We start from the raw sequence: 25,406 nt of genomic DNA, 5'->3' as shown, positions 1-25,406 counted from the left end.
CTTTAAACAAACAATTAAGAATGAATATTTTAGATAAAATCATAATTGACAAAAAACAAGAAGTCATTCTCAAGAAATCGATTATTCCTGTTTCACAATTGGAAGCTTCGGTTTTCTTCGAAAAAAAGACTATTTCTTTGAGTGATAATTTGCAAAACAGCACGTCAGGAATTATTGCCGAACACAAACGTCGCTCGCCTTCTAAAGCAGAAATAAATTATAGCTTTACCGTGGAAGAAGTAACAAAAGGCTATGAAAATGCCGGTGCTTGTGGAATTTCGGTATTAACGGATGGAAAATATTTTGGTGGTTCCTTAGACGATTTACTTTTGGCTAGAGCCACAGTAAATATTCCGCTATTGCGAAAAGAATTCATTGTGGATGAATACCAAATCTTAGAAGCCAAAGCACACGGAGCCGATTTAATTTTGCTCATCGCCGCAGTTTTAACCAGAGACGAAATCAAAAAATTATCTGAATTTGCTAAAAGTTTAGGACTCGAAGTTTTACTGGAAGTGCACAATCAGGAAGAGCTGGAAAAATCGATAATGCCTACATTGGACATGATTGGTGTAAACAACCGCAACCTGAAAACATTTGAAGTAAGTTTGGATTTCAGCAAACAACTGGCAGCTCAAATTCCGAATGATTTTGTAAAAATTTCCGAAAGCGGCATTTCATCAATAGAAGCCATTAACGAACTAAAACCTTACGGCTACAAAGGTTTCCTTATTGGTGAAAACTTTATGAAAACCGACAATGCGGGTAAAGCAGCAACAGAATTTATTTCAAAACTAATTTAATAGATAATAAAAACTTTGTGAACTTTGCGCATGCTTTGTGAACTTTGTGGTTAAAAAAAATACGATGAAACTCAAAATCTGCGGCATGAAATATCCCGAAAACATTCTCGAAGTAGGCGCGCTCCTACCCGATTATATGGGATTTATATTCTGGGAAAAATCAGCTCGATATTTTGATGGTATAATTCCTGATTTACCAAAATCAATTAAGAAAGTTGGAGTTTTTGTGAACGAAAGCAGCAGCCTAATTTTGGAAAAAGTCGAAAAATATAATTTACAAGCCATACAATTACACGGCCACGAATCAGTTGAATTTTGTTTAGATTTGAAAAATGAAATCAAGAATCTGAAACAAGTTCAGATTGAAATCATAAAAGTATTTTCGGTAGCTGATGATTTTGATTTTGAAGTACTGAAACCGTTTGAAACTGTTTGTGATTATTTTCTTTTTGATACCAAAGGAAAATTACCCGGTGGCAACGGAACCCCTTTTGACTGGAAAGTATTAGAAAAATATCCATCAAACAAACCATTTTTCCTAAGCGGAGGAATTGGAATTGCTGAAATGGGCGCTGTAAATGAAATTTCGAAAACCAATTTACCGCTTTACGCCATTGATGTCAACAGTAAATTTGAAATCGAACCCGGATTAAAAAATATACAATTATGTAAAGACGCACTGCAGTGTGTATCTACAGTTATAAAAAAATAAAAAAAATAAAATCATGTCATACCACGTCAACGAAAAAGGCTATTACGGAGAATTTGGAGGAGCCTACATTCCTGAAATGTTATATCCAAATGTAGAAGAATTACGCCAAAACTATCTAAAAATAACGGCAGATCCCTCTTTCCAAGCTGAATTTGATGCCTTGCTACAAGATTATGTGGGGCGCCCTACACCACTTTATTTTGCAGAGCGTTTGTCCCAAAAATACAATACCAAAATCTACTTAAAAAGAGAAGATTTATGTCATACTGGAGCGCACAAAGTCAATAATACCATTGGACAAATACTATTAGCCAAACGTTTGGGTAAAAAACGTATCATCGCCGAGACAGGCGCGGGTCAGCATGGCGTGGCTACAGCAACCGTTTGTGCCTTGATGGGACTGGAATGCATCGTTTATATGGGCGAAATTGACATCCGCCGTCAGGCGCCAAACGTAGCGCGTATGAAAATGTTAGGCGCCGAAGTGCGTCCGGCACTTTCGGGCTCAAAAACCCTGAAAGACGCCACAAATGAAGCTATTCGCGACTGGATCAACAATCCTGTTGACACCTATTACATCATCGGATCGGTGGTGGGACCACATCCTTATCCGGACATGGTAGCGCGTTTTCAGTCTGTTATTTCAAAGGAAATCAAAGGCCAATTATTGGAAAAAGAAGGCCGTGAAAACCCGGATTATGTGATTGCCTGTGTGGGTGGAGGAAGCAATGCCGCCGGAGCTTATTATCACTTTTTGGACGAAAAAGACGTCAACATTATCGCTGTCGAAGCCGCCGGTTTGGGTGTTGATTCTGGCGAAAGTGCCGCCACCTCAGCCTTGGGAAAAGTGGGTATCATTCACGGAAGTAAAACCTTGTTGATGCAGACTCCTGATGGGCAAATTACAGAGCCCTACTCGATTTCGGCTGGCTTGGATTATCCGGGTGTTGGGCCTTTGCACGCACATTTATTCGCTTCGGGAAGAGCACAGTTCATCTCAATAACCGATGCACAAGCAATGAATTGGGGATTAGAATTGTCCAAAATGGAAGGAATTATTCCCGCTATCGAAAGCGCTCATGCCTTTGCCGTTCTGGACGAAATGAAGTTCAAACCAGAGGATATTGTGGTCATTAACCTTTCCGGTCGTGGCGACAAAGATTTGAATACTTATATTGATTATTTTAAATTATAACAAAAGTATAATTGGGGCGTTCCCCAAGGATTGAGCTGTATATTACCTCATTTTCATGGCAGATAAAGCCATAAAAAAGGATAGCGCTTCTATCCCTAACGCAAACAAATAACTAGAAAAAAACTATTTATGGAACAGCTATTCTCTTACGGTACATTGCAGTCAAAAGAAATTCAAATGCAGGTTTTCAACAAACTGTTGATTGGAACACCAGAGCAGCTTTTAGGATACAAACTAAAAGATTTACAAATAGAAGAAGAATTTGGAATGGAAGATTACTTTGTAGCCATTCCCAGTGAAAATCCTTCGGATGCAATAAAGGGTATTGCTTTTAGTATTTCCAGTGAAGATCTTATAAAAGCAGATCAATTTGAATCTAATGCTTATAAAAGAACTCAAATAACATTGGAATCTGGAATAACGGCTTGGATTTATATTGAGAGTTAATAATCTAGAAAAAGAGTTACCATTTAAGCAGGCTGCGAGATTTCTAAAACCAAATTTTGAATACAAAACTAATTCCCCGATCCGCAAAGCATCTGACTTTGAGAAGGTTTTAAACGGTCTCCGACCGCATTAATAAAAAAAAGTCTGAAACCTTCAAAAAAAAACCTCATAGTCAGATGCTTTGCGGAGCTAAAAAGATAAAAAAATTACACAGAATAGAAAATGAACAGAATACATCAAAAATTACAAGAGACTAAAAAAATACTTTCCATCTATTTTTCAGCGGGCTATCCTAGCCTCAACGATACGGTGCAAATCATTCAGGATTTGGAAAAAAACGGTATTGACATGATCGAAATCGGCTTACCTTTTAGTGACCCCTTAGCCGATGGACCAACCATTCAGGCAAGTTCAACCCAAGCCTTACACAACGGAATGACAACCCAAGTTTTGTTTGACCAATTAAAAGACATTCGCAAAACAGTATCTATTCCTCTGGTGATCATGGGCTATTTCAACCCAATGTTGCAATACGGAATTGAGAATTTCTGCCAAAAATGTGCCGAAATTGGTATCGACGGACTAATTATTCCCGATCTTCCGGTGGATGTGTATGCGGACGAATACAAAGCTACTTTCGAAAAATACGGCTTGAAGAATATATTCTTAATTACACCACAAACTTCTGAGGAACGCATCTGTTTTATAGACAGCGTATCGGATGGATTTATTTATATGGTGAGTTCCGCCAGTGTTACGGGTTCACAAACCGGTTTTGGGAGCACACAGGAAGCCTACTTTAAACGCATAGCCGACATGAATTTGAAAAACCCTCAAGTAATAGGCTTCGGAATCAACAACAAAGAAACTTTTGAGCAAGCCACACAATTCGCCAAAGGAGCGATTATAGGAAGTGCTTTTATCACGCATCTTACCGAAAATGGAACTGGAAAAATCGCAGAATTTGTAAAAGCGATTCGATAAATTCTTTAAACAACCATTTTTAAATTATAAACCGCAAATTCGCAAATTATAGATTCCGTTTGGGACTTTCTAATTTGCAAATTTGCGGTAATTTTTTTTAAATGAGAATTATTAGGAAACAGTTTCTTCCTCTACAGCAAATTCCATGTGATCCACTATTTCTGCTGCTACTTCCGGTTTAGAAGCTTTAAGCGCATTGAACCGTTCTAATTTTTCCAAATCTCCTTCTTCGCCACTAAAATAGGGAAAAACATCCATAATAGGCGATTCTGAAATGGCAGGAATAGAATAGTCGCCCATCGTATTTTTCATCACATGAATGGTATTGTCATAGGCTTCTTTTACATCATTGGCCTGGATCAATAAATACATATTGGTCTTGCGTTCCTTACCGCTTTCTTCGTCATAAGCCACTAGAGAAACCTTCGATTTAAACCAGCGATCTGCGTTTTCAAAAGGGTGAATTTCGGCATAATTAGCCACTTTGATATTGGTGATTTTAAATTCTTCACTAACATAAGCTGCCATTTCTTCATTGATTCTCTTTTCGGCTTCGGTATAGGAAATCGCGTCTACCAAATAAGGTTCAGTAGTCACTTTTTGTCCTCCCGTTTCATCGGTTTTTCTATATTTTACTTTGCATTCGTACCAAATTGCGCTCATCTCTATGTTTTTTTTAAGGATGGCAAAGATAGATTTTAACGGAAAATAAATCTATAATTGCTAAAATAGATATTCACAATTTCAAATGAATATTAGCCTCTTTTTCTATCGCTTCGGCATTTGAAAAATGCAAAACCAAAATTAAAATCAAAAACCCGCAATCTTTTATCCTTGTTCCATAAGTTAGTATCTTTGCGCCTCACTGAAGTATTCTATACCACTTAACCGTCCCCAATATTGAAAATAAAAATTGATCCATTCGTTCTTTCGATACTTATTGTCGTGCTGCTGGCCTATCTTTTTCCAAAATTTGGCGGCGAGTCCGGTCCACTTCCTCTGGGTGCTATTGGAAGCATTGGAATCTCATTGATCTTCTTTTTCTATGGTCTTAAATTGAGTCCCGAAAAAATGAAAGCCGGATTGAAAAACTGGAAATTACACCTGCTGGTTCAAACTTGTACTTTTCTGGTCTTTCCGCTGATTGTATTGTGTTTTTATCCCTTGATTTCTACTGAGGACGACCGAAAAATATGGCTAGCTTTTTTGTTCTTGGCATCGCTCCCTTCTACCGTTTCCTCTTCGGTAGTTATGGTTTCTATTGCCCGAGGAAATATTCCATCGGCTATTTTCAACGCCAGTATTTCCGGCTTATTAGGCATTATTATCACCCCGCTTTGGTTGGGTTTGTTTCTCAATGCTGCGGCAACCAATTACGATTTGGGGGATATTTATGCCAAATTGCTTTTAGAAGTTTTGGCACCGGTAATCCTAGGGCTTCTTTTGCACCGTTATTGGGGGAAAATGGCACAAGAATACAACCGTTATCTTACTTTATTTGACAAAACAATTATCCTGTTAATCATCTATAAAAGCTTTTGTACTTCCTTTGAAGAAAAGGTCTTCAACAGTATAAACGGCGGCGATTTGCTTGTTATAAGCACAGCTATTCTAGCACTATTTTATTTGGTTTATTTCCTTACGGGCTTTTTAAGCCAGCTACTCGGTTTTAGCACCGAAGATAAAATTACGGCTCAATTTTGTGGTACCAAAAAGTCATTGGTTCACGGAACGGTATTTGCCAAAATCCTGTTTCAAGCTTCGGCCTCGATGGGCATCATTCTATTGCCGCTGATGCTTTTTCATTCGTTCCAGATTTTCGCCATTAGCTTTATCGCCACTCGACTGGCTCGTAGAAAAGAAGATTCATAATCCTGAAAACATTGGAATAAAAAAAACAGCCATTTCAATAAGAAAGGCTGTTCATGGGGTTTAATTTATACAATTGGAATTAGTCAATAAGGGTAACCAAATCCTCTTTGCTTTTTCTGACTTTTTTTAAATTCACTAACCAGTCTTTATCAGCATCTCTATAGCCTAACGAAAGAATCACACAACTTCTAAGTCCTTTTTCTCTTAGATTTAAAATTTCGTCCAGCGCATCAGCATCAAAACCTTCTATTGGCGTGCTATCAACTCCTTCAAAAGCGGCAGCGGCAATCGCTTGCGAAAAGGCAATATAAGCCTGTCTAGCTGCATGCTGAAAGTTTACTTCGGCATCTTTTTGAGGATAATTGTTTAACAACATTTGACGGTAATTTTCCCAGCCTTCATTTTTAAAACCACGAACTTCATTGGTAAGGTCAAACATTTTATTGATTCGTTCAGCCGTATAAGTATCCCAAGCGGCAAATACCAATAAATGCGAACAATCAGTAATCACAGATTGATTCCAACCGATAGCTCTAATTTTCTCTTTGATCTCCTGATTGGTGATCACCATTATTTCAAAAGGTTGCAAGCCGCTTGAAGTTGGAGCCAATGAAGCTGCCTCAATGATCGAATCAATTTTTTCTTGGCTTACTTTCTCACCATTCATCGCCTTAGCGGCATAACGCCATCTCAATTTATCTAATAATTCCATTTTATTTGTGTTTATCTATTATTATTTATTCTAAAATTCATCAAACTTTTATACTGTCCCAAGCCGCTTGAAATGCTTTTTGCTGTAGCTTTTCATCTAAATGACAAAGTCCCTTGCAATTCATATTCATCAAAAAAGCCATAGGATAGATCGTAAAGGCATACAGCAAATAAGGGGACAGGTTTTTTATTACGCCTTGCTCTATTCCTTGAGTCCATAAATCAAAAAGAGGCGTCAAGTGTTGCAATCCTTGCTGTCTGGTTTCCTCATCGATCATAGGTGTATTATCACATTGCGACAAGAAAGAAGCTTCCTCTTTTTGGTCCAATTTAAATTTGGCCATATTGAACCATATTTGCTCAAAATTTACTTTTACGGGCTGGCTTGGGTTGTATTCCTTAAAAGCCGCTTGCGCAAAAGAAGCTTTGACATCCAAATACAATTGATTCACTAAATCCTGCTTATTTTCAAAAAATAAATAGATAGTCGCCGGAGAGACATTGGCCATTTTGGCCACCTTAGCCATAGAAGCACCTTGAATCCCCCCATTGTTCACTAAACTCAAAGTAGCTTTTAACAAGGCAGTCCGTTTATCAATACTTTTTTGAAGTTGAGCCATATTCTATTAATTGAGATTGCAAAGGTAAATCAAAAAAGAATGAACGTTCATAAATTTTATACAATTAGGATTTATTTAATAAAAATCAGCCCTCTTCAAAAAATCAAATTCATCTTAAATTAACAGAAAAGCAGCAAGTTCGATCCGAAGACTATCGTACGCAATAATATATTAAACTATGAGTTATAACAACAAAGCCTTCAATATCCGAGAGGAATAAAAAAATTACAACAGATAGAATCACAAGTACATAGACTCTATTTAGAAGAATTAATTTTAAATCAGAAGTAGATTTATAAAAGTTAAAAATATGTTAAAAATAAATTAAACAGCTGTTTAATTTAAACACTTGTTTAATTTTGTTTTAACAAAAAGTATTCCCTTGAAAACTCTTTTTAACGATAAGCAAATCAAAATTCTCGAAGTGGCTGAAACGCTGTTTTCGGAAAAAGGTTTTGACGGTACCTCGATACGAAACATCTCCAAAGAAGCGAAAATAAATATCGCGATGGTCTCTTACTATTTTGGCTCAAAAGAGCGTCTATTAGAATCCCTTATTGTCTACAGAACATCGGATTTAAAAATGCAATTAGATCATCTTATACAGGAAGATCTGGAACCTATCGAGAAGGTAAATAAACTGATTGAACTCTATATCAATCGAATCAACTGCAATAAAGGAATCTACAGAATCATCCATTTCGAATTTACTTCAAAAAAAAGAAGTTTGAACCATCAGGTTTTTTCAGAACTCAAAAAAGGAAATCTGAAATCTCTGGAAGCCATAATTGTCGAAGGGCAAACCAAAGGTGTTTTTAGAAAAGACATTATTATTCCCCTAATCACCCCCACTATTTTGGGTACTTTCTTTCATTTTCACATGAATAAAAGTTTTTACGAAAACTTATTAAACCTGAAAACGGAAGATTTATACAATAATTACATCAAAACAAATCTTACAAAACACATTCAACAAACAATAAAAGCACTTCTGATATATGAAAGTTAGTCAAATACTGTTCTTTGGGATCTTCTTCATAGGAATTTCTTCCACTGAAGCACAAGAAAGAACCAGTTTTTCTTTGGAAGAAGCCATCCAAATGGCTTGGACCAAAAGCAATGAAGTCTCCTTGGCAAACACCAAAGTGAACACCAAGAAATACGAATTACAGTCGGTAAAAAACAATCAGTATCCTGATCTGAAAATTGCCGGCCAATACCAACGCTTGGCCAAAGCCTCCATCGATTTAAAATTGAACAAAGGCACTAATACTGATGCGCTTCCCGTGGTAGATCAACTAATGATTGGACAAGTCAATGCCAATCTTCCTATTTTTGCCGGTTTTAAAATACAAAACAGCATCAAGGTTCACGACAATCTCTATCAGGCCGAAACAGCCCAATCGTTGCAAACCAAAGAAGATGTTGCGCTGAAAGTGGTTCATTATTACGCCAGCTTGTATAAGTCCCAAAAAACGATAGAACTCCTAAAAGAAAATCAAAAAAGTGCCCAACAACGGGTTACTGATTTCATTGAACTAGAGAAAAACGGGATTATCCCTCGAAACGATTTACTCAAATCCCAGTTACAGCTGTCTAAAATACAATTATCACTTGACGAGGCTAATAACAATTTAAACACTGTCAATTTTTATCTAACCACGCTGCTGAAATTACCTGCTGAAACAAAATTAGAAGTTCGCGAAAGTGATTTTATCGATTTTAGAATGGATAATATCCCCACAGACGAGCAACCAGCACTTCAAAACCGTAAGGATCTTGAAGCCATCCGATTCCAAGAAAAAGCAAGCCTTGCCAACATAAAAATAGCCCGAAGCGCCTACTATCCTTCAATAGCACTCATTGGCGGTTATACAGCCCTAGACTTGAAAAATGTAATAACGGTGGAAAACGCCATGAATTTTGGAGTAGGTATTTCTTATGATTTGAGTTCTATATTAAAAAACGGAACCATGGTCAAAATGGCTCAAAGTAAAGCATTAGAAGTTCACAACTCTCAAGAAATGCTTACAGACTATATCAAAATACAGGTTCAAAAAGCCATTGAAGATTATGAATTGGCGTTGAAACAAAGTACTGTTTACGGTCAGGCAGTTGAACAATCGACGGAGAATTACAGAATCGTAAAAGACAAATACGAAAATGGCTTATCAGATACCAATGATTTACTAGAAGCCGATGTGGAACAATTGAACGCTACGATCAATAAAGCATTGGCAAAAGCCAATGTAATCCAAAAATACTACGAGTTGCTTTCGGTAACGGGACAATTATCACAATCTTTCAATCTTTCAAAAATATAATCATTATTTCAGATGGCAAATAAACAAACCAATACCAAATTTATTATTATCCTATCCGCATTGGTCCTTTTAGGAGTTGCATACGGTAGCTATAAATACATTCATTCTTTATCTCATGAAGAAACGGATGATGCTCAAATTGAGAAAAACATGAACCCTATTATTCCAAGAGTTTCCGGTTATGTGAGCAAAGTGTATATAAAAGACAATGATTATGTAAAAAAAGGGGATACCTTATTTACGATCGAAAAGAAAGATTACCAATTAAAAATTGCCGAAGCAACTGCCGCTGTGGCTGCTGCCGAAGGAAACTTCGAAGTATCAAAAGCAGACATCAGCAGTGTATTGGCAAGCATCTCTGCTTCGGATGCTAATGTGCAATCAGCCAGCGGAAATATCGAAACCGCAAAAATCAGATTGGGCCGTATAACTAGTGATTACAACCGTTACAACAATTTGTACAAGACGCATACCATTACAAAACAACAATACGAACAAGCTTTGGCTGCTAAACAAGAAGCCGAAAGTCAGGTTCGCATCTTGCAACAACAGCAAAAAGCAAGCGCTTACCAAAAGTCGGTTATAGTAGCCAAATCTAAAGCTTCGGATAAAATGACCGAAGTGGCTGCTGCCAATATTAAAAAAGCACAAGCTTTACTGGATGCGGCAAAACTAAATTTATCTTATACCGTTATCACTGCCGCTATTGATGGTCAGGTTTCGAAAATAGACATTCAACCGGGTCAATTGGTACAATCAGGACAATCTCTTTTTTATATCATAAACAATAACGAAGCTTGGGTTATAGCCAATTTCAAGGAAACCCAACTCAACAAAATGGTTATGGGACAAAAAGTAAGCATTAAAGTAGATGCCTACCCTGATCACAAATTTGAAGGAACAATCACCTCCTTTTCTCCGGCAACTGGAGCCAAATTCTCTTTATTGCCACCAGATAATGCAACAGGAAACTTTGTAAAAACCATCCAAAGATTACCGGTAAAAATAAGTTTAGATGCCTCTAATGATGCCGAAAAAATAAAATTGCTTCGTCCGGGAATGAATGTTTATGTAGATGTCCATTTAAATTAAAATTGGAAGAGTATAGATTAATGATTTTGATCAAACAAAATCCGGCTCTCGCTTATCCATCTGCAATTGGCAACAGCTAATCTGGAATCTAAATTAATTAAAATGACAACACAAACAGGAGAAGACGATTTAGTTGAATACGGCTTCAGAAGAGTGATCATCACAATTACAGCGGTGCTTTGTGCCATGCTGGAAATTGTAGATACCACTATTGTAAACGTAGCGCTTAACAACATGCGAGGTAGCCTTGGCGCCTCATTGACCGATGTTGCTTGGGTAATTACCGCTTATGCCATAGCAAACGTAATTATAATCCCCATGACAAGCTGGTTGTCACAGCAATTTGGAAGGCGCAATTATTTTGCCGCATCCATTATTATTTTTACCGTAGCTTCTTTCCTTTGCGGAAACGCAACGAATATATGGGAATTAGTAGCCTTTCGTTTTATCCAAGGATTGGGCGGTGGTGCTTTATTAGTTACCGCGCAAACCATTATAACAGAAAGTTATCCTGTGGCCAAAAGAGGAATGGCACAAGCCATTTACGGAATGGGTGTTATCGTGGGACCTACCCTCGGGCCGCCATTAGGAGGTTATATTGTGGATCATTTTTCATGGCCTTATATTTTTTATATCAATATTCCACTTGGTATTATTGCTACTATCTTAACCCTTGGTTTTGTAAAAAGTCCTAAATACGGTGAAAAACTGAAAGTGAATCAAGTGGACTGGTGGGGAATTATTTTCCTGACTGCCTTTATTGGTTCCTTGCAATTTGTACTCGAACATGGGCAACAGGACGACTGGTTCAACAATGATTTAATTGTGTTTTTATCGGTTGTTTCTTTATTTGGATTACTTTTCTTCATTTGGAGAGAACTCACCTACAAATATCCTATAGTTAACTTAAGAGTATTAAAAGACAGCAATCTACGAGTAGGGACCATTATGTGTTTCATATTGGGTTTTGGACTTTACGGCTCGACATTCTTAATTCCTATTTATACTCAATCCATTTTGGGATGGAGCGCCCTGGATGCCGGATTATTACTAATTCCAAGTTCGATTACCACCGGATTGATGATGCCCTTCATTGGTAAAGCGATACAAAAAGGAATTCCGCAAGCATATATGGTTGCAACAGGATTTTTGGTGTTTTTCATTTTCACTTTCTGGATGCGCAATATCATTACCCCGGATACTGGAACTGAACACATGTTCTGGCCATTGATCTGGAGAGGAATTGGTTTAGGATTACTATTTGTCCCTATTACCACCCTTTCTCTATCAACCCTCAAGGGAAAAAGCATCGGAGAAGGTGCTGCCTTTACGGGAATGATGCGTCAATTGGGAGGCTCTTTTGGTATTGCTATTATCACAACTTTTATTGCTCGTTTCAATCAGGAACATCGAGTAAATTTGATTTCTCATCTTGATAAAACTTCTTTTGAATTACAGCAAACCGTAAAACAATTGCAAATGGGATTCATGTCCAAAGGTTTTAGTGCCAATGAATCCTTAGACAAAGCTCATAAAGCGATAGAATACAAAGTAATTGTTCAAGGAAATGTGTTGTCTTACATGGACATATTCATGTATCTGGGCATTTTATTTTTGTTGTGCATTCCTTTTATCCTTTTGATAAAAAAAGGAAAAAACAAAATCGACTTATCGGATGCGATGCATTAGACAAAATAAATCAAGACATAATTGTTATAAAAAAACTCCGAATACAAATTTGTATTCGGAGTTTTTTTATAACAATATTTAAATTCTGCTATCTGGTAAACACTAAATGGTTTCCTTTGGACAAATTAGCGTCAAATTGATATCCACCATAATTAAAAGCTTTTAAATCATCAATCGTTTCGGCATTGGTATCTAGGATGTAACGCACCATCATTCCTCTGGCTTTCTTGGCGAAAAAACTGATAATCTTCAATTTCCCATCCTTGTAATCCTTAAAATCGGGGGTAATAACCGGTACCTTCAAAGCTTTGACATCAATGGCCGAGAAATATTCATTGCTTGCCAAATTAATAAACAACTCCCCTTCTTTCAATTCCTTGTTTAAGGATTTCGTGATTGTTGGCTTCCAAAAATCATATAAATTTTTATGCGCTTCAATTGGCATTTTGGTACCCATTTCCAATCGATACCCTTGAATCAAATCCAAGGGTTTCAACAAGCCATACAAGCCCGATAAAATCCTTAGTCGTTCTTGCAAAACCTCAATTTTTTCATTTGGGATTGAATACGCATCTAAACCGGCATAGACATCACCGTCAAAAGTATAGACTGCCGGACGGGCATTTTCTGGGGTAAAAGGTGTTTTCCATTGCTGATTACGTTGCCAATTCAACTCGGCTAATTTATCTGAAATAGACATCAATTCTGATAATTCAGCCGGTGATTTTTGTTTTAAAACTTTCTGAACTATTCTTGATTCTTTCAAAAATGAAGAATCCGTATATTGAGTGGTAGGTAATTCTTTTTCGAAGTTTAAGGACTTGGCCGGAGAGATAACAATTTTCATTTTTTACTTTTTGGTAAGGATTCAAAAGTACAAATTGAAAACAATAAATAAGAAAATGCAAATTGATTTATTTAATAGTAAGATCAATAATACAAATCAGAGTATTAAATTTATGCTATTCTAGATTCAAATTATACTATATCAAAATAAATTTTCTTTATGCTATATAAAATTGAATCCTAATAGGTTAACCTATAAAATTTAGCATAGTTACAAGAAATCAACAACAAGCTTTCTGAACAAATTACAGAAGTATTTACTTAAAAATAACGAAACAAATTAAAAACAAATACACTTTCCTCTAATGAAATTTCTAAGTATTTCGCTATTTTTGTGAATTCAATAAAATTTCCTGTTAACTAAAAAATCGCATCAATAGTTATTTTTAGATACTAATAATAATTATTGATCAAAGAAACAAGTATGAGAAAAGCAATAAAAAGAATTTACAAATCAGATTTATTCAAAGAATTTTTTGACAACGAAAAATCCAGTGGACTTGTACTAATTGGCTGCACTTTAATCTCTTTAATTTTGGCAAATTCAATTTTTGGAGAACAATACCAACATACTTGGCATAGTTTGTTTGCGGGACAAAGTATTGAATATTGGATCAACGATGGTTTGATGACTATTTTCTTTTTGTTAATTGGCCTTGAACTGGAAAGAGAAATTTATCAGGGTGAATTATCCAATATAAAAGATGCATTGTTACCTATTTTTGCTGCTTTGGGAGGAATGCTGGTGCCTGCAGGATTGTATTTATTGCTGAATTACGGCACTGTCGCACATTCTGGAGCAGGGATTCCTATGGCTACAGATATTGCTTTTGCCTTGGGAATTCTATCCTTATTAGGTAATCGCGTGCCACTTTCGTTAAAAATATTTTTAACTGCTTTGGCAGTAATTGACGATTTAGGTGCCATTATGGTTATCGCTATTTTTTATACCAAAACGATATTATGGACAAATTTAGCTATCGCTTTGGCTGTTATGTTGTTCCTATTTATCCTTAATCGTATGAAAGTAAAAAGCTTGATTCCTTACCTTATCGGTGGGGTTGTTATGTGGTACTTCATGCTTCACTCTGGAATTCATGCCACCGTAACAGGAGTTTTATTAGCCTTTGTAATTCCTTTTGGAAATGGAAGTAAAACATCTACTTCTTACAAGCTCCAACATTTTTTACATAAACCTGTTGGCTTTTTCATCTTACCGTTATTTGCTTTGGCGAATACTGCCATTGTCATCAGTTCAGACATAGGAGAAACTTTGGCGCAACATTATAGTTTAGGTATTGCTCTAGGATTGATCATAGGAAAACCATTAGGAATATTTCTATTTAGCTTTTTTGCCGTTTCAGCCGGCTTCTGTAAACTACCTACCGATATGACTTGGAAAACATTGATAGGAGTTGGTTTTCTAGGAGGAATTGGATTTACCATGTCTATTTTCATCACCATACTTGCCTTTGATGACCAAACCATTATAAGTAATGCTAAATTTGTAATTTTACTTTCTTCACTAGTTGCTGGATTATGTGGATTCTTTTTCTTAAAATATAACTTATCTCAGAAAGTAAATGAGAGTATTAGTAAATAAATTATTCACTTATGTCAATCTACACAAAGGAGAGGAAGACAAGAACAAAGTATTAGAATCCGTAATTTCTAATATTTCGTTTAGAGGGTCTAATTTATGGATTTTAGCCTGTGCCATAGTTGTTGCTTCAGTAGGCTTAAATGTAAACTCTACAGCGGTAATTATTGGGGCCATGCTTATTTCCCCTTTGATGGGTCCTATTATAGGTGCCGGTTTTGGGTTGGGTATCTATGATTTTAATTTACTCAAAAGATCGCTTAAAAATCTTCTGGTGGCCACCTTGGCAAGTTTGGCGGTTTCTACCGTCTATTTTTACATTAGTCCTTTCAAAGAGGCCATGCCGGAATTATTATCCAGAACATCGCCTAATTTTTATGATATTCTTATTGCCTTTGCTGGTGGTTTAGTAGGCGTTATTGCTACGACCAGAGTCGAAAAAGGGAATCCAATACCTGGAGTGGCTATTGCAACAGCTCTTATGCCCCCGCTTTGCACAGCGGGATATGGCCTGGCGCTTGGCAATATGAAATTCTTTTTTGGAGCCTTATATCTATACTCCATAAACTGCGTTTTTATTTGTCTTGCCACTTTTTTAATTGTCAAATATCTACAGTATCCCATCACAAAACAACTCGATGAGAAACACCAAAAACAAGTAAGATACATCATCACCACTTTAATACTAATATTAATTCTTCCGAGTATTTATTTTGCCTATCAATTATTTCAAGAAAAAAAATACCAGCATCAGATTAATGTTTTTATGGAAACTGAATTTACTGATAAAGGAATTGCCATTTTGTATAAAAAAACGAAATTCAATGAAAACCCAAAAAAATTGGAACTGGGATTTCTGACCAAGAGATTCAATGAGGAAGAGATTAAATCCTTGAACGAAAAATTAAAATCTTACGACCTCAACAATACCAAATTATTGATTATACAGGACACAACCGACCTTAAAAGCGACATTCTTAACGAAATCAATTACAATAAATCTGTTTTGAGTCAAAAGGACGTTACCATATTGAATCTCAAAAACGAAATTGCTTCTAACAAGTACGAAAACAAAGCTTTATTGGCAGAAATAAAAATATTATTCCCTGAAATAGAAAATATTTCAATAGCCAACCACACTTTTAATGAAGATACGGCCAATACTAAAACCATTCCTGTTTTACTCTACAAAAGTAAAACGGAGTTAGACGAAGCTTCAAAACAGAAACTGACGCTCTGGCTACAACAACGATTGAAGAAAAAGCAAATTGAAATTTATAGTCAAAAATAAAAATAGTTGCATTTTAATTTTCAATTAAATAAAATGCGTTTCTATTAAAAAACGGAAATACAATAGCCCTTTCTCACTGTAAGCAAACTGCTAAAAATTAATTTATCGTATTTAATCGATTTTAATCGTTTAATTATCAGATAATTAACTTATTTGTTTTATATTTAGGGAATAAGAAAACCTTAAATTATAAAAAATGAGCAAACCTTTAAATTGGTATTTAAGGAGACATTCTTTATTGTATAAGATAAGGTTTAAGTTGGTTTCAAAAAACGTTTCTCCAATGCGTATTGAAAATTTTTGCTATAACTCCATTAATCACAAAAAAGACATTCCTCTTATATATTTTGAACTGAACCAATCCATATTTCCTAAAGAAAAATCAAATCTCAGTGATTTTAAAAAAGCCCTTAAAATAGCCCAATGGTTGCGAAACCACGTGAAAGGAGGCCCCGGTTTAGGAAAACCTTCAGGAATAACATTGCTGAAAATGATGAATGGCGAAGGAGGCGTTTGCAGTGATTTCTCTCAAGTCTACAACAATTTCTGTGTTATTAACGACATCAAAGTAAAAGAATGGGGATTAAAAATTGTATCCAAAGATCCAAGTATCTCCGGAGGTCACTCTTTTAATGAAGTCTACTCCCATGAACTTAAAAAGTGGTTTATCATAGATGTAGCCAAATCAATCTACTTTTATCACTTGGACTCAAATGTACCTCTTTCTGTATTTGAACTACTTGATTTAAAAAAAGAAAACAAAGAAATACAATTCACTAATTTTAATAAAAAAATCATTCCAGATGATCAAAGAATCCAAAATTTATACCTGGTTTCTAATTCCTTTCCGTTTGTAATCACCAATTATTGTAACAAAACTTATGATTTTTTCTTAAATAAAATGGCTTATTTTCCTGAATCCATTATCCATGGCGCCGTATTTCTCATTGGCAAAAGTTATGCTTTTGAATTCCCAACCAACAATCAATAATCAAATAAAATATTTTACTTTTTATATCCATAAAAAAATCCGCTTTATAGCGGATTTTTTTCAAGACAAACCAGATGATTTTAGATTATTTAGGATCTAAAATCTTTTCAATTCTCTTAATGCAATCTTGATAATGGAATTTTGTTTCCGCATTTACGGCTCCGTTTTTGGCTACTGACAAGCTTGTTTTTAACAAATTCAATTCGCCTCTAACTAATGCCCTAACATCCGATTGGGACACATTATAATAATCTTTTGTTCCACCGGCCTTTAGTTCTTCACTCATCAAGAAACTCATTCTTTCAATATAAGCACGTTGCAAATTCCTTCTGTAAATACTCACGTTCGATGCCGCATTTGACTCTTTCCAGATTCCTTTACGCATATCTTGAAATAAGTCCAAAGCAGTGTAATTATTAGTCCCCATTATTTCGGCATCCATCAATCTACCAATGCGGTCAAAACTCAATACATTATTCAAATGTCTAACCTGCAAGCTTCTAAAACGCTCGGTATATCCTGAATAGTCAATGTTTTTTAAAGTCCCAACATTGACCAACCAAGATGGCGAAGCAAAAGCATTGTTTTGCAGCCACTGCATGGCTTCCTGTTGTTTTACTTTTGGCACAACATCATAAACACTGCCTTTTTGGTTCGGTTTTTTAGTGTTTTCATATACGCCGCCTACATTGGTCACCACATGTCCAACATACCTGCTCCAAACATCCAACATTTCTTTATACAACTCATCTAAATCCTCGTAATTATTGGTGACATCACTCGTCCATTCCGATAAATGTGCCGCCACATATTGCAAGTTTTTCATTCCATAAGTACTCGCTTTCATCGAATTATTTCCTATATCTTCGGTTTGTGAAGTTGGGTCAAAGCTGCTGCTTTGTTTTCCAAACTTATATACCGGATCTCCCGCTTTTTCCAATATCCATTTGTCCAATGTAGGAACTTCTGACTCAGGTGAAGTAGAATTTGGAATCACACGATAGCCCCAATTTAAGGCATAATGATCGTAAGGTCCCATTTGGCGGATGAAACGAACGCCTTTATCTCCGGCTTGGGCAATATAATTAAAACGGGCATAATCCATCAAACTCGCAGCAATTCCATTTTTTTGTGTGAATGCACCATTTCTATAATCTTCGGTCTCATAAGCACAACTCGCTCCCATATTATGCGGAAAACCGAGCGCATGCCCTACTTCATGTGCAATCACAAAACGCATCATCTCGCCCATTTCTTCATCGCTGGTATTTAAAGTACGGGCCGAAGGATTTGCCGCTCCCGTTTCCAATAAATAACGATTTCTATAGGAACGCAGGTGGTTGTGATACCAAATCACGTCACTCTCAATAATTTCTCCCGTTCTTGGATCAGTAACACTAGGTCCAACGGCATTACGGGTCGTGCTCGCCACATAACGAATTACAGAATAACGGATATCTTCCGGGCTAAAATCAGGATCTTCCTCTTTAGTTGGTGCATCTTTGGCGATAATCGCATTTTTAAATCCGGCTGTTTCAAAAGGCTTCTGCCATTCTTCAATTCCTTGTTTGATGTATTTGCGCAATTTTTCAGGCGTGGCGGGATCCAAATAATAAACAATTGGTTTTATCGGTTCTACCAGTTCCCCTTTTGCGTAAGCGACAGGATCTTTAGGTTCTAATTTCCAACGGCGGATATAGGTTTTACTGTCTGATTTCAGCTCGTTGCTTCCGTAATCAATTTGGTTCATCGTAAACCAGCCCACTCTTGGGTCGGCCAAGCGGGGCTTCATAGGCACCTCCGGCAACAAAATCATCGATTGGTTCATCTGAATGCTTATCGTTTCGGCATCTTTCATCACCGGCGGATTGGATGCATTATAGGTAAAATCCTGAATCACTTCAATATTCATCGGAAAACTTTTCATTGACGTGATAAAACTGCGGGAATCATCCATTCCTTTCACCTTGTAGGTCTCTCTCATCGAAGCCGACAAACCGCTTATTGCCTTAACATCGCTGTTATAAAACTTAGTGACATCAATAACGGTATTTGCAGAATCTTTGCTAAAAGCAACAATGTCAAAAGCAAATAAAACAGGCTCGTAATTATTGTTTTTCACCGAAATACTGATCGGTAAACTTGCATCGGCCACGGAACTAAATGATTTTACTTTGATGAGAATCTTATCCTGAAAACGGGTCCAAACCACCAATTGTTCATTCGTTTCAGAACCTGCATTGACGTATCCGCCACCCAAATCAGAAGGCAACTTTGACAAACGACTTACCAAAAGCATGTCTTTGTCCAAGAGTTTATTGGGAATTTCAAAAAAGTATTTCTTATCTACCTTGTGGACGCTAAACAATCCTTCATCCGAGATAGCGTCTTTTGTGATTATCTTACCGTATTCCTTGATGGTGGATTCCGGTTTCTTTTCGGGAACGGTTAAGGCAATGTCAGCTTTTTTGTTTTTATCTTTTTTAGATTGGGCAAAATGGGTTGCGGGCACTAATAAAAGTGAACTGGCAGCGGTTAAAATGAAAAACTTCTTCATTTATTCTATTTTAATGGTTATATCCAGCCAAAAATAATTTTTAGTGTCTCAAATCCAGTTATTTGCCAATGTTTTAACTAATAATTAACAAATTAAAAATCATTGTTGGAAAAAGTTAAAAACGCATCAACTTCGTTCGAAATACTTAATTTTGATTTTTCGTCATTCAAAAAATGCAACACTTAAATTAAAGTCTTATGAAATATACCTCAAATACAAATCGTTACAAACAAATGCAATACCGCCGTTGCGGCAATAGTGGCATCCAGCTTCCCGCAATATCCTTAGGTCTATGGCATAATTTTGGCCAACTGGATGAATTTGAGAACAGTCGCGCGATTCTTCAAACGGCTTTTGACAGCGGAATCACCCATTTTGACCTTGCCAATAATTACGGACCACCTCCGGGTAGTGCCGAAAAAGTTTTTGGAAAAATACTCCAAGAAGATTTTAAAGACTATCGGGATGAAATGATTATTAGCACAAAAGCAGGTTATACCATGTGGGATGGTCCTTATGGCGATTGGGGCAGCAAAAAATACTTGGTTGCCAGTCTAGATCAAAGTCTTAGAAGGATGGATCTGGATTATGTAGATATTTTTTACCACCACCGTCCCGACCCAAATACGCCTTTGGAAGAAACCATGGGAGCACTGGATCTTATCGTAAAACAAGGAAAAGCACTTTATGTTGGTTTATCTAATTATCCTGCCGCCGAAGCCGAAAAAGCCATTGATATTCTTAAGCAATTGGGAACTCCTTGCCTGATTCATCAACCCAAATACTCGATGTTTGTGCGCTGGGTCGAAGAAGAGCTGCTGGATGTACTCGAAAAAGAAAAAGTGGGCTGCATCCCTTTTTCTCCGTTGGCGCAAGGACTATTAACCAATAAATATCTGGACGGAATTCCTGCCGATTCCAGAGCAGCCAAAGCCCACGGTTTTTTACAACAAACGGATGTAACCGACAGTCGTCTACAGCAAATCAGGGAATTGAACCAAATAGCAATACAACGCAATCAGTCTTTAGCACAAATGGCGCTGGCTTGGCTTTTGAAAGATCCTCGCGTGAGTTCGGTTCTGGTGGGAGCCAGTAAACCGGAACAATTGGCGGATTCTCTTATGTGCTTAAACAATATCGCTTTTAGCGAAGACGAACTACGCCGAATTGAAAAAATCTTGCAATAAAATAACAATATTAGCTGCAAACAGAATAGACAATCTCCAAAAAACTTAAATTATCAAAACGCATCATTAAAAATTGTTCACTTCTCAATTTTAAATGCTAACAATCATAGTGTCTCAAAAAAGAGCATTGTTCAATAATTATTTTTCAAAAACAATGTGTTCGAACACATTGTTTTTGAATTTACTTGTTTTATTAAAATTATAGCTCTAGTTTCGTAGTTTATATTTCACTTAAAATCAAAAAAAATTAACATAAAACCGATGATTCCAAAGTCAATTTCATTTGATTTTCAACAAATTCAGAAGCGCTGAAATTCATATTAATGGCTTAAATAGAAATTGTCATCGATTGCTACAATCACTTAGAATATAAAATTAATATAATATAAAAAAGCGGTGTATTTTAACTAAAAAAGGGAGATTGATCCGCTTAGAATCACATATATAAACTAAAATATTTTTAACCAGGACTAAAGACTTGAATAAATTAAACTAATTATGAAAAATAATTTCAGGAAAATAAAACCGATCGCCGGCGTTTTATTTGCTGTTGCTTCGAGCGTTTCAATAAACAATCTTCAAGCGCAACAACCCAACAACAATCCCACAGTTAAAACAATATCGCAATCCAATTTAAAAATTATTGGAGCAAAGAAAATCAATCCCACTACGATTGCCGTTTCTTTTTCTAACAACCAAAAGATGCTTTTCGATTTTTATGGCGAAAATATTTTCAGATTGTTTCAAGATAATTCCGGTAAAGGAATGCGTGCCCCCGAGGCAAAACCAGAAGCTCAAATTTTAGTTGACAATACGAGAAAACCTGTTTCTACTTTAAACATTAATGAGCAACAAAGTGAATTGTCTATTGCTACGGCTACAATCAATATTGTTTTCGACAAAAACACTTCTTTATTCAAAATCATAAATTCGAAAACAAATGCTGTAATAGTAGAAGAAACAGCTCTTCCTGTTTTTGAAGAAAAACAAGTTATTTTAACTTTAAAGGAGAACCCAAACGAATATTTCTACGGCGGTGGCGTTCAAAACGGCCGCTTTTCTCATAAAGGAAAAGTGATTTCCATTGAAAACCAAAACAGCTGGACCGATGGCGGCGTGGCTTCGCCAACCCCTTATTATTGGTCTTCCAATGGATATGGAATGATGTGGTACACCTTCAAAAAAGGAAAGTATGATTTTGGCGCTAAAGCAAAAGGCAGCGTACAGCTTTCGCATGACACCGATTATTTGGATGTCTTTTTTATGGTCAATGAACCAATAACAGGATTATTGAATGATTTTTACCAATTGACAGGAAATCCGGTATTGTTACCAAAATTTGGATTTTACGAAGGCCATTTGAATGCTTACAATAGAGATTATTGGAAAGAATCCCCAAAAGGAATTTTATTTGAAGATGGTAAAACTTATGTTGAAAGTCAAAAAGATGATTCCGGCATCAAAGAATCTTTGAACGGCGAAAAAAACAACTATCAATTTTCGGCACGTGGCGTTATTGATCGCTATAAAAATCACGATATGCCTTTGGGATGGATTTTGCCAAATGACGGATACGGTGCCGGATACGGTCAAACAGAAACTTTAGACGGTAATATTCAAAATTTAAAAAGCTTAGGCGATTATGCCCGAAAAAACGGAGTAGAAATTGGTCTTTGGACCCAATCTGATCTTCACCCAAAAGAAGGAATCAGTGCGTTATTGCAAAGAGATATCATAAAGGAGGTAAAAGATGCCGGCGTTCGTGTATTGAAAACCGATGTGGCTTGGGTTGGAGAAGGCTATTCTTTTGGACTTAATGGCGTAGCCGATGCAGGAATTATTATGCCTAAATACGGTAATAATGCAAGACCTTTTATCATTTCGCTAGACGGTTGGGCCGGAACACAACGTTACGCAACTATTTGGTCAGGAGATCAAACAGGTGGTGTTTGGGAATACATTCGTTTTCACATACCAACCTATTTAGGTTCAGGATTATCAGGTCAACCTAATATTTCTTCGGATGTTGATGGAATTTTTGGCGGTAAAAACCCAATTGTAAACACCCGAGATTTCCAATGGAAAACCTTCACTCCAATGCAATTGAATATGGACGGATGGGGTTCTAACCCAAAATACCCACATGTACTGGGCGAGCCTGTAACTTCTATTAATAGACATTATCTGAAATTAAAATCGGAGCTTATGCCATACACTTATAGTATTGCTAAAGAAGCCCTAACCGGTTTACCAATGATCAGAGCAATGTTTTTGGAATCGAAAAATGCCTATACCCAAGGCAAATCAACCCAATACCAATTTTTGTATGGCCCAAATTTCTTAATAGCGCCAATATATCAGGCAACAAAATCCGATGATAAAGGAAACGATATCCGCAACGGTATCTATTTACCGGAAGGAACTTGGGTGGACTATTTTAGCGGCGAGAAATACGAAGGAAACCGCATCATCAATGAATTTGATAGCCCTATTTGGAAATTGCCTGTTTTTGTAAAAAGCGGCGCCATTATTCCGATGACAAATCCAAATAACAATGTGGCTGAAATCAATAAAAATTTACGCATTTACGAAATCTATCCTGAAGGAAAATCTTCGTTCACAGAATATGATGATGACGGAATTTCGGAAGCCTATAAAGCCGGAAAAGGCGCTTTTACTTTAATCGAATCTGAAGTAAAAAAAGATAATGCTGTAGTGACTATTCAGCCTACAACAGGCGATTTTGATGGTTTTGTAAAAGAAAAAGTAACCGAATTTAAAATTAATGTGACCCAAGAGCCTAAAAAAATAACGGCTAAAATGGGCAACAGCAAAATCAAATTAACTAAAGCTGCTTCGTTAGCTGATTTTCAAAATAAGGAGAATGTGTATTTTTACGACGCTGCACCAAATTTGAATCAGTTTTCGACAAAAGGAAGCGAATTTGAAAACGTAAAAATTACAAAAAACCCTCAGATTTTAGTAAAATTGGCTGCGACCAATATTACTGAAAACAGCCTAAGTCTTGAAATCAAAGGATTCCGTTTTGCACCAGCTGATACTTATAAAATAACTAATGGAACTTTAAGCGCTCCACAAAACGCACAGGTTTCTGAGGCAAATACCGAAGCTTATACCTTAAACCCTACTTGGGAGAAAGTAACTAATGCCGATTTCTACGAAGTGGAATTCAATGGAATGCTCTATACAACCATCAAAGGAACTGAATTGCTATTTGATGGCTTAAACGCCGAAACTGACTATACTTTTAAAGTTCGTGCGGTAAACAAAAGCGGAAATTCGACTTGGACTACATTCAACGCTAAAACTAAAAACAATCCTTTGGAATTTGCTGTTACAGGAATAACGGCTCAATTGAATGTGGCAGATCAGGAAGGCGCAGGAATTGAACAATTATTTGATTATGATGAGGCTAATATGTGGCATACCAAATGGGATGCCAAAGCGGTTCCTTTTGAAATGATTATCGACCTAAACAGCATCAACCAATTGGATCGTTTCGACTATTTGCCAAGAACAAGCGGCGCTAACGGTAATTTACTCAAAGGAAAAGTATTTTACAGCCATGACAAACAGGATTGGACTGAGGCAGCTGCATTTGATTGGAAAAATAACGCAGAGGTAAAAAGCTTTAAATTCAGCAACCAACCAACTGCTCGTTTTATAAAAATTGCTGTTAGTGAAGCTATTGGTAATTTTGGCACTGGCCGTGAATTGTATGTTTTCAAAGTTCCTGGAACAGAAAGTTACCGTCCGGGCGATATCAACAACGACCGTTTGGTTGACTACAATGATTTTACATCTTACATCAATTACATGGGATTAAGAAAAGGCGATGCCGATTTTGAAGGTTATGTAAGCAATGGAGATATAAACAAAAACAACTTGATTGATGCTTATGATGTTTCGGTAGTAGCTACTCGTTTGGAAGGCGGAGTAAATGATGCTAAAATAGCGCAACTTACCGGAAAACTTGCCTTGACAACAGCGAAACAAAGTTACAATAAAGACGAAATCATCGAAGTGAAAGTTTCCGGTAAAAACCTGAAATCAGTAAACGCCTTGAGTTTTGCACTTCCTTACAACACGGCAGACTATGAATTTGTTGGAATCCAATCTTTCAACACTAAGAAAATGGAGAACTTAACCAATGACAGACTGCACTCTAACGGTGAAAAAGTATTGTATCCTACTTTTGTAAATACCGGAAACAAGGAAACTCTGGAAGGCAGTTCAGATTTGTTTATCATCAAACTAAAAGCCAAACAAAAACTGAACTTTAACTTGAAGCCATTGCAAATGATACTGGTAGATAAAAACTTAAATACGCTAAAACTATAGCAATAACTCTTGCTTTTTAAAGCATTGTATTAAATCACAAAGCCCTTTTCCGTATTTGCGGGAAAGGGCTTTTTATTTTATTAAATTCTTACAAAATATTTTGTGAGAATATTTTTAATATTT

20 protein-coding genes are annotated in these 25,406 nt (G+C 36.4%); 15 read left to right on the top strand and 5 right to left on the bottom strand.

What is annotated here, in order from left to right; genetic code table 11:
- Positions 1-20 precede the first annotated feature (20 nt).
- From trpC to trpA, 5 genes are all read left to right on the top strand, one after another.
- Positions 21-803 (top strand): indole-3-glycerol phosphate synthase TrpC, encoded by a 783-nt coding sequence (gene trpC, locus LNP19_RS08875; RefSeq protein ID WP_230061575.1) that lies wholly within the window; start codon positions 21-23, stop codon positions 801-803.
- A 64-nt stretch (positions 804-867) separates the two neighbouring features.
- Positions 868-1,515, top strand: a complete 648-nt coding sequence (locus tag LNP19_RS08870; RefSeq protein WP_230061574.1) for a phosphoribosylanthranilate isomerase — start codon at positions 868-870, stop codon at positions 1,513-1,515.
- Between the two features lie 13 nt (positions 1,516-1,528).
- On the top strand, positions 1,529-2,710 hold the full coding sequence (trpB, locus tag LNP19_RS08865; RefSeq protein ID WP_230061573.1) for a tryptophan synthase subunit beta: 1,182 nt from the start codon (positions 1,529-1,531) through the stop codon (positions 2,708-2,710).
- 129 nt (positions 2,711-2,839) lie between these two features.
- A complete protein-coding gene (locus tag LNP19_RS08860; RefSeq protein WP_230061572.1) occupies positions 2,840-3,157 on the top strand; it encodes a gamma-glutamylcyclotransferase family protein in 318 nt (105 codons plus the stop codon).
- 222 nt (positions 3,158-3,379) lie between these two features.
- On the top strand, positions 3,380-4,141 hold the full coding sequence (gene trpA / locus LNP19_RS08855) for a tryptophan synthase subunit alpha (RefSeq protein ID WP_230061571.1): 762 nt from the start codon (positions 3,380-3,382) through the stop codon (positions 4,139-4,141).
- Between the two features lie 111 nt (positions 4,142-4,252).
- Here the strand turns inward: trpA and LNP19_RS08850 are convergent, their stop codons facing one another.
- Positions 4,253-4,804, bottom strand: coding sequence for a DUF4494 domain-containing protein (locus tag LNP19_RS08850; RefSeq protein WP_230061570.1), 552 nt, complete (start codon positions 4,802-4,804; stop codon positions 4,253-4,255).
- 237 nt (positions 4,805-5,041) lie between these two features.
- On the opposite strand from LNP19_RS08850, the gene LNP19_RS08845 reads away from it, so the two are divergent.
- Positions 5,042-6,013, top strand: coding sequence for a bile acid:sodium symporter family protein (locus LNP19_RS08845; protein WP_230061569.1), 972 nt, complete (start codon positions 5,042-5,044; stop codon positions 6,011-6,013).
- Between the two features lie 79 nt (positions 6,014-6,092).
- On the opposite strand, the gene LNP19_RS08840 is transcribed toward LNP19_RS08845, so the two are convergent.
- Both LNP19_RS08840 and LNP19_RS08835 read right to left on the bottom strand, forming a co-directional pair.
- Entirely contained in the window at positions 6,093-6,725 is a 633-nt protein-coding gene (locus LNP19_RS08840) for a nitroreductase family protein (protein WP_230061568.1), read from the bottom strand.
- A 40-nt stretch (positions 6,726-6,765) separates the two neighbouring features.
- Positions 6,766-7,344, bottom strand: coding sequence for a TetR/AcrR family transcriptional regulator (locus LNP19_RS08835; protein ID WP_230061567.1), 579 nt, complete (start codon positions 7,342-7,344; stop codon positions 6,766-6,768).
- 376 nt (positions 7,345-7,720) lie between these two features.
- Here LNP19_RS08835 and LNP19_RS08830 point away from each other — a divergent pair, with 376 nt between their 5' ends.
- From LNP19_RS08830 to LNP19_RS08815, 4 genes are all read left to right on the top strand, one after another.
- Positions 7,721-8,353, top strand: a complete 633-nt coding sequence (locus LNP19_RS08830) for a TetR/AcrR family transcriptional regulator (RefSeq protein WP_428979053.1) — start codon at positions 7,721-7,723, stop codon at positions 8,351-8,353.
- Positions 8,343-9,668, top strand: a complete 1,326-nt coding sequence (locus LNP19_RS08825; RefSeq protein ID WP_230061565.1) for a TolC family protein — start codon at positions 8,343-8,345, stop codon at positions 9,666-9,668. The genes LNP19_RS08830 and LNP19_RS08825 overlap by 11 nt, the downstream gene beginning before the upstream one ends.
- A gap of 12 nt (positions 9,669-9,680) precedes the next feature.
- On the top strand, positions 9,681-10,760 hold the full coding sequence (locus LNP19_RS08820; RefSeq protein ID WP_230061564.1) for an HlyD family secretion protein: 1,080 nt from the start codon (positions 9,681-9,683) through the stop codon (positions 10,758-10,760).
- A gap of 102 nt (positions 10,761-10,862) precedes the next feature.
- Positions 10,863-12,449, top strand: coding sequence for an MDR family MFS transporter (locus tag LNP19_RS08815; RefSeq protein ID WP_230061563.1), 1,587 nt, complete (start codon positions 10,863-10,865; stop codon positions 12,447-12,449).
- Positions 12,450-12,537: 88 nt separating this feature from the next.
- Here LNP19_RS08815 and yaaA read toward each other — a convergent pair whose 3' ends face one another.
- Entirely contained in the window at positions 12,538-13,296 is a 759-nt protein-coding gene (yaaA, locus tag LNP19_RS08810) for a peroxide stress protein YaaA (RefSeq protein WP_230061562.1), read from the bottom strand.
- 423 nt (positions 13,297-13,719) lie between these two features.
- Here yaaA and nhaA point away from each other — a divergent pair, with 423 nt between their 5' ends.
- The 3 genes from nhaA (at position 13,720) to LNP19_RS08795 (ending at position 17,177) form a co-directional block, all read left to right on the top strand.
- Positions 13,720-14,898: a Na+/H+ antiporter NhaA gene (gene nhaA / locus LNP19_RS08805; protein WP_230061561.1), complete on the top strand. Its 1,179-nt coding sequence runs from the start codon at positions 13,720-13,722 to the stop codon at positions 14,896-14,898.
- On the top strand, positions 14,879-16,186 hold the full coding sequence (locus LNP19_RS08800) for a TIGR00341 family protein (protein WP_230061560.1): 1,308 nt from the start codon (positions 14,879-14,881) through the stop codon (positions 16,184-16,186). Before nhaA ends, LNP19_RS08800 begins: the two co-directional genes overlap by 20 nt.
- Before the next feature lie 196 nt (positions 16,187-16,382).
- Positions 16,383-17,177 (top strand): transglutaminase domain-containing protein, encoded by a 795-nt coding sequence (locus tag LNP19_RS08795; protein ID WP_230061559.1) that lies wholly within the window; start codon positions 16,383-16,385, stop codon positions 17,175-17,177.
- An 85-nt stretch (positions 17,178-17,262) separates the two neighbouring features.
- Here the strand turns inward: LNP19_RS08795 and LNP19_RS08790 are convergent, their stop codons facing one another.
- A complete protein-coding gene (locus tag LNP19_RS08790; RefSeq protein ID WP_230061558.1) occupies positions 17,263-19,734 on the bottom strand; it encodes a zinc-dependent metalloprotease in 2,472 nt (823 codons plus the stop codon).
- A 233-nt stretch (positions 19,735-19,967) separates the two neighbouring features.
- Here LNP19_RS08790 and mgrA point away from each other — a divergent pair, with 233 nt between their 5' ends.
- Together mgrA and LNP19_RS08780 are read left to right on the top strand one after the other, a co-directional pair.
- A complete protein-coding gene (gene mgrA, locus LNP19_RS08785; RefSeq protein ID WP_305070141.1) occupies positions 19,968-20,921 on the top strand; it encodes an L-glyceraldehyde 3-phosphate reductase in 954 nt (317 codons plus the stop codon).
- A 498-nt stretch (positions 20,922-21,419) separates the two neighbouring features.
- On the top strand, positions 21,420-25,283 hold the full coding sequence (locus LNP19_RS08780) for a TIM-barrel domain-containing protein (RefSeq protein ID WP_230061556.1): 3,864 nt from the start codon (positions 21,420-21,422) through the stop codon (positions 25,281-25,283).
- Positions 25,284-25,406: the final 123 nt, after the last annotated feature.

Origin of the sequence: Flavobacterium acetivorans (genome assembly GCF_020911885.1) — a bacterium.
GTDB lineage: Bacteria > Bacteroidota > Bacteroidia > Flavobacteriales > Flavobacteriaceae > Flavobacterium > Flavobacterium acetivorans.
This window is presented reverse-complemented; position numbering and strand designations above follow the sequence as displayed.

Excerpts from the sequence above, each read along its gene's own strand:
- trpC (WP_230061575.1), top strand. The coding sequence starts at position 21 with ATGAATATTTTAGATAAAATCATAATTGACAAAAAACAAGAAGTCATT.
- LNP19_RS08870 (WP_230061574.1), top strand. The coding sequence starts at position 868 with ATGAAACTCAAAATCTGCGGCATGAAATATCCCGAAAACATTCTCGAA.
- trpB (WP_230061573.1), top strand. The coding sequence starts at position 1,529 with ATGTCATACCACGTCAACGAAAAAGGCTATTACGGAGAATTTGGAGGA.
- LNP19_RS08860 (WP_230061572.1), top strand. The coding sequence starts at position 2,840 with ATGGAACAGCTATTCTCTTACGGTACATTGCAGTCAAAAGAAATTCAA.
- trpA (WP_230061571.1), top strand. The coding sequence starts at position 3,380 with ATGAACAGAATACATCAAAAATTACAAGAGACTAAAAAAATACTTTCC.
- LNP19_RS08850 (WP_230061570.1), bottom strand. The coding sequence starts at position 4,804 with ATGAGCGCAATTTGGTACGAATGCAAAGTAAAATATAGAAAAACCGAT.
- LNP19_RS08840 (WP_230061568.1), bottom strand. The coding sequence starts at position 6,725 with ATGGAATTATTAGATAAATTGAGATGGCGTTATGCCGCTAAGGCGATG.
- LNP19_RS08835 (WP_230061567.1), bottom strand. The coding sequence starts at position 7,344 with ATGGCTCAACTTCAAAAAAGTATTGATAAACGGACTGCCTTGTTAAAA.
- LNP19_RS08825 (WP_230061565.1), top strand. The coding sequence starts at position 8,343 with ATGAAAGTTAGTCAAATACTGTTCTTTGGGATCTTCTTCATAGGAATT.
- LNP19_RS08820 (WP_230061564.1), top strand. The coding sequence starts at position 9,681 with ATGGCAAATAAACAAACCAATACCAAATTTATTATTATCCTATCCGCA.
- LNP19_RS08815 (WP_230061563.1), top strand. The coding sequence starts at position 10,863 with ATGACAACACAAACAGGAGAAGACGATTTAGTTGAATACGGCTTCAGA.
- yaaA (WP_230061562.1), bottom strand. The coding sequence starts at position 13,296 with ATGAAAATTGTTATCTCTCCGGCCAAGTCCTTAAACTTCGAAAAAGAA.
- nhaA (WP_230061561.1), top strand. The coding sequence starts at position 13,720 with ATGAGAAAAGCAATAAAAAGAATTTACAAATCAGATTTATTCAAAGAA.
- LNP19_RS08800 (WP_230061560.1), top strand. The coding sequence starts at position 14,879 with ATGAGAGTATTAGTAAATAAATTATTCACTTATGTCAATCTACACAAA.
- LNP19_RS08795 (WP_230061559.1), top strand. The coding sequence starts at position 16,383 with ATGAGCAAACCTTTAAATTGGTATTTAAGGAGACATTCTTTATTGTAT.
- LNP19_RS08790 (WP_230061558.1), bottom strand. The coding sequence starts at position 19,734 with ATGAAGAAGTTTTTCATTTTAACCGCTGCCAGTTCACTTTTATTAGTG.
- mgrA (WP_305070141.1), top strand. The coding sequence starts at position 19,968 with ATGCAATACCGCCGTTGCGGCAATAGTGGCATCCAGCTTCCCGCAATA.
- LNP19_RS08780 (WP_230061556.1), top strand. The coding sequence starts at position 21,420 with ATGAAAAATAATTTCAGGAAAATAAAACCGATCGCCGGCGTTTTATTT.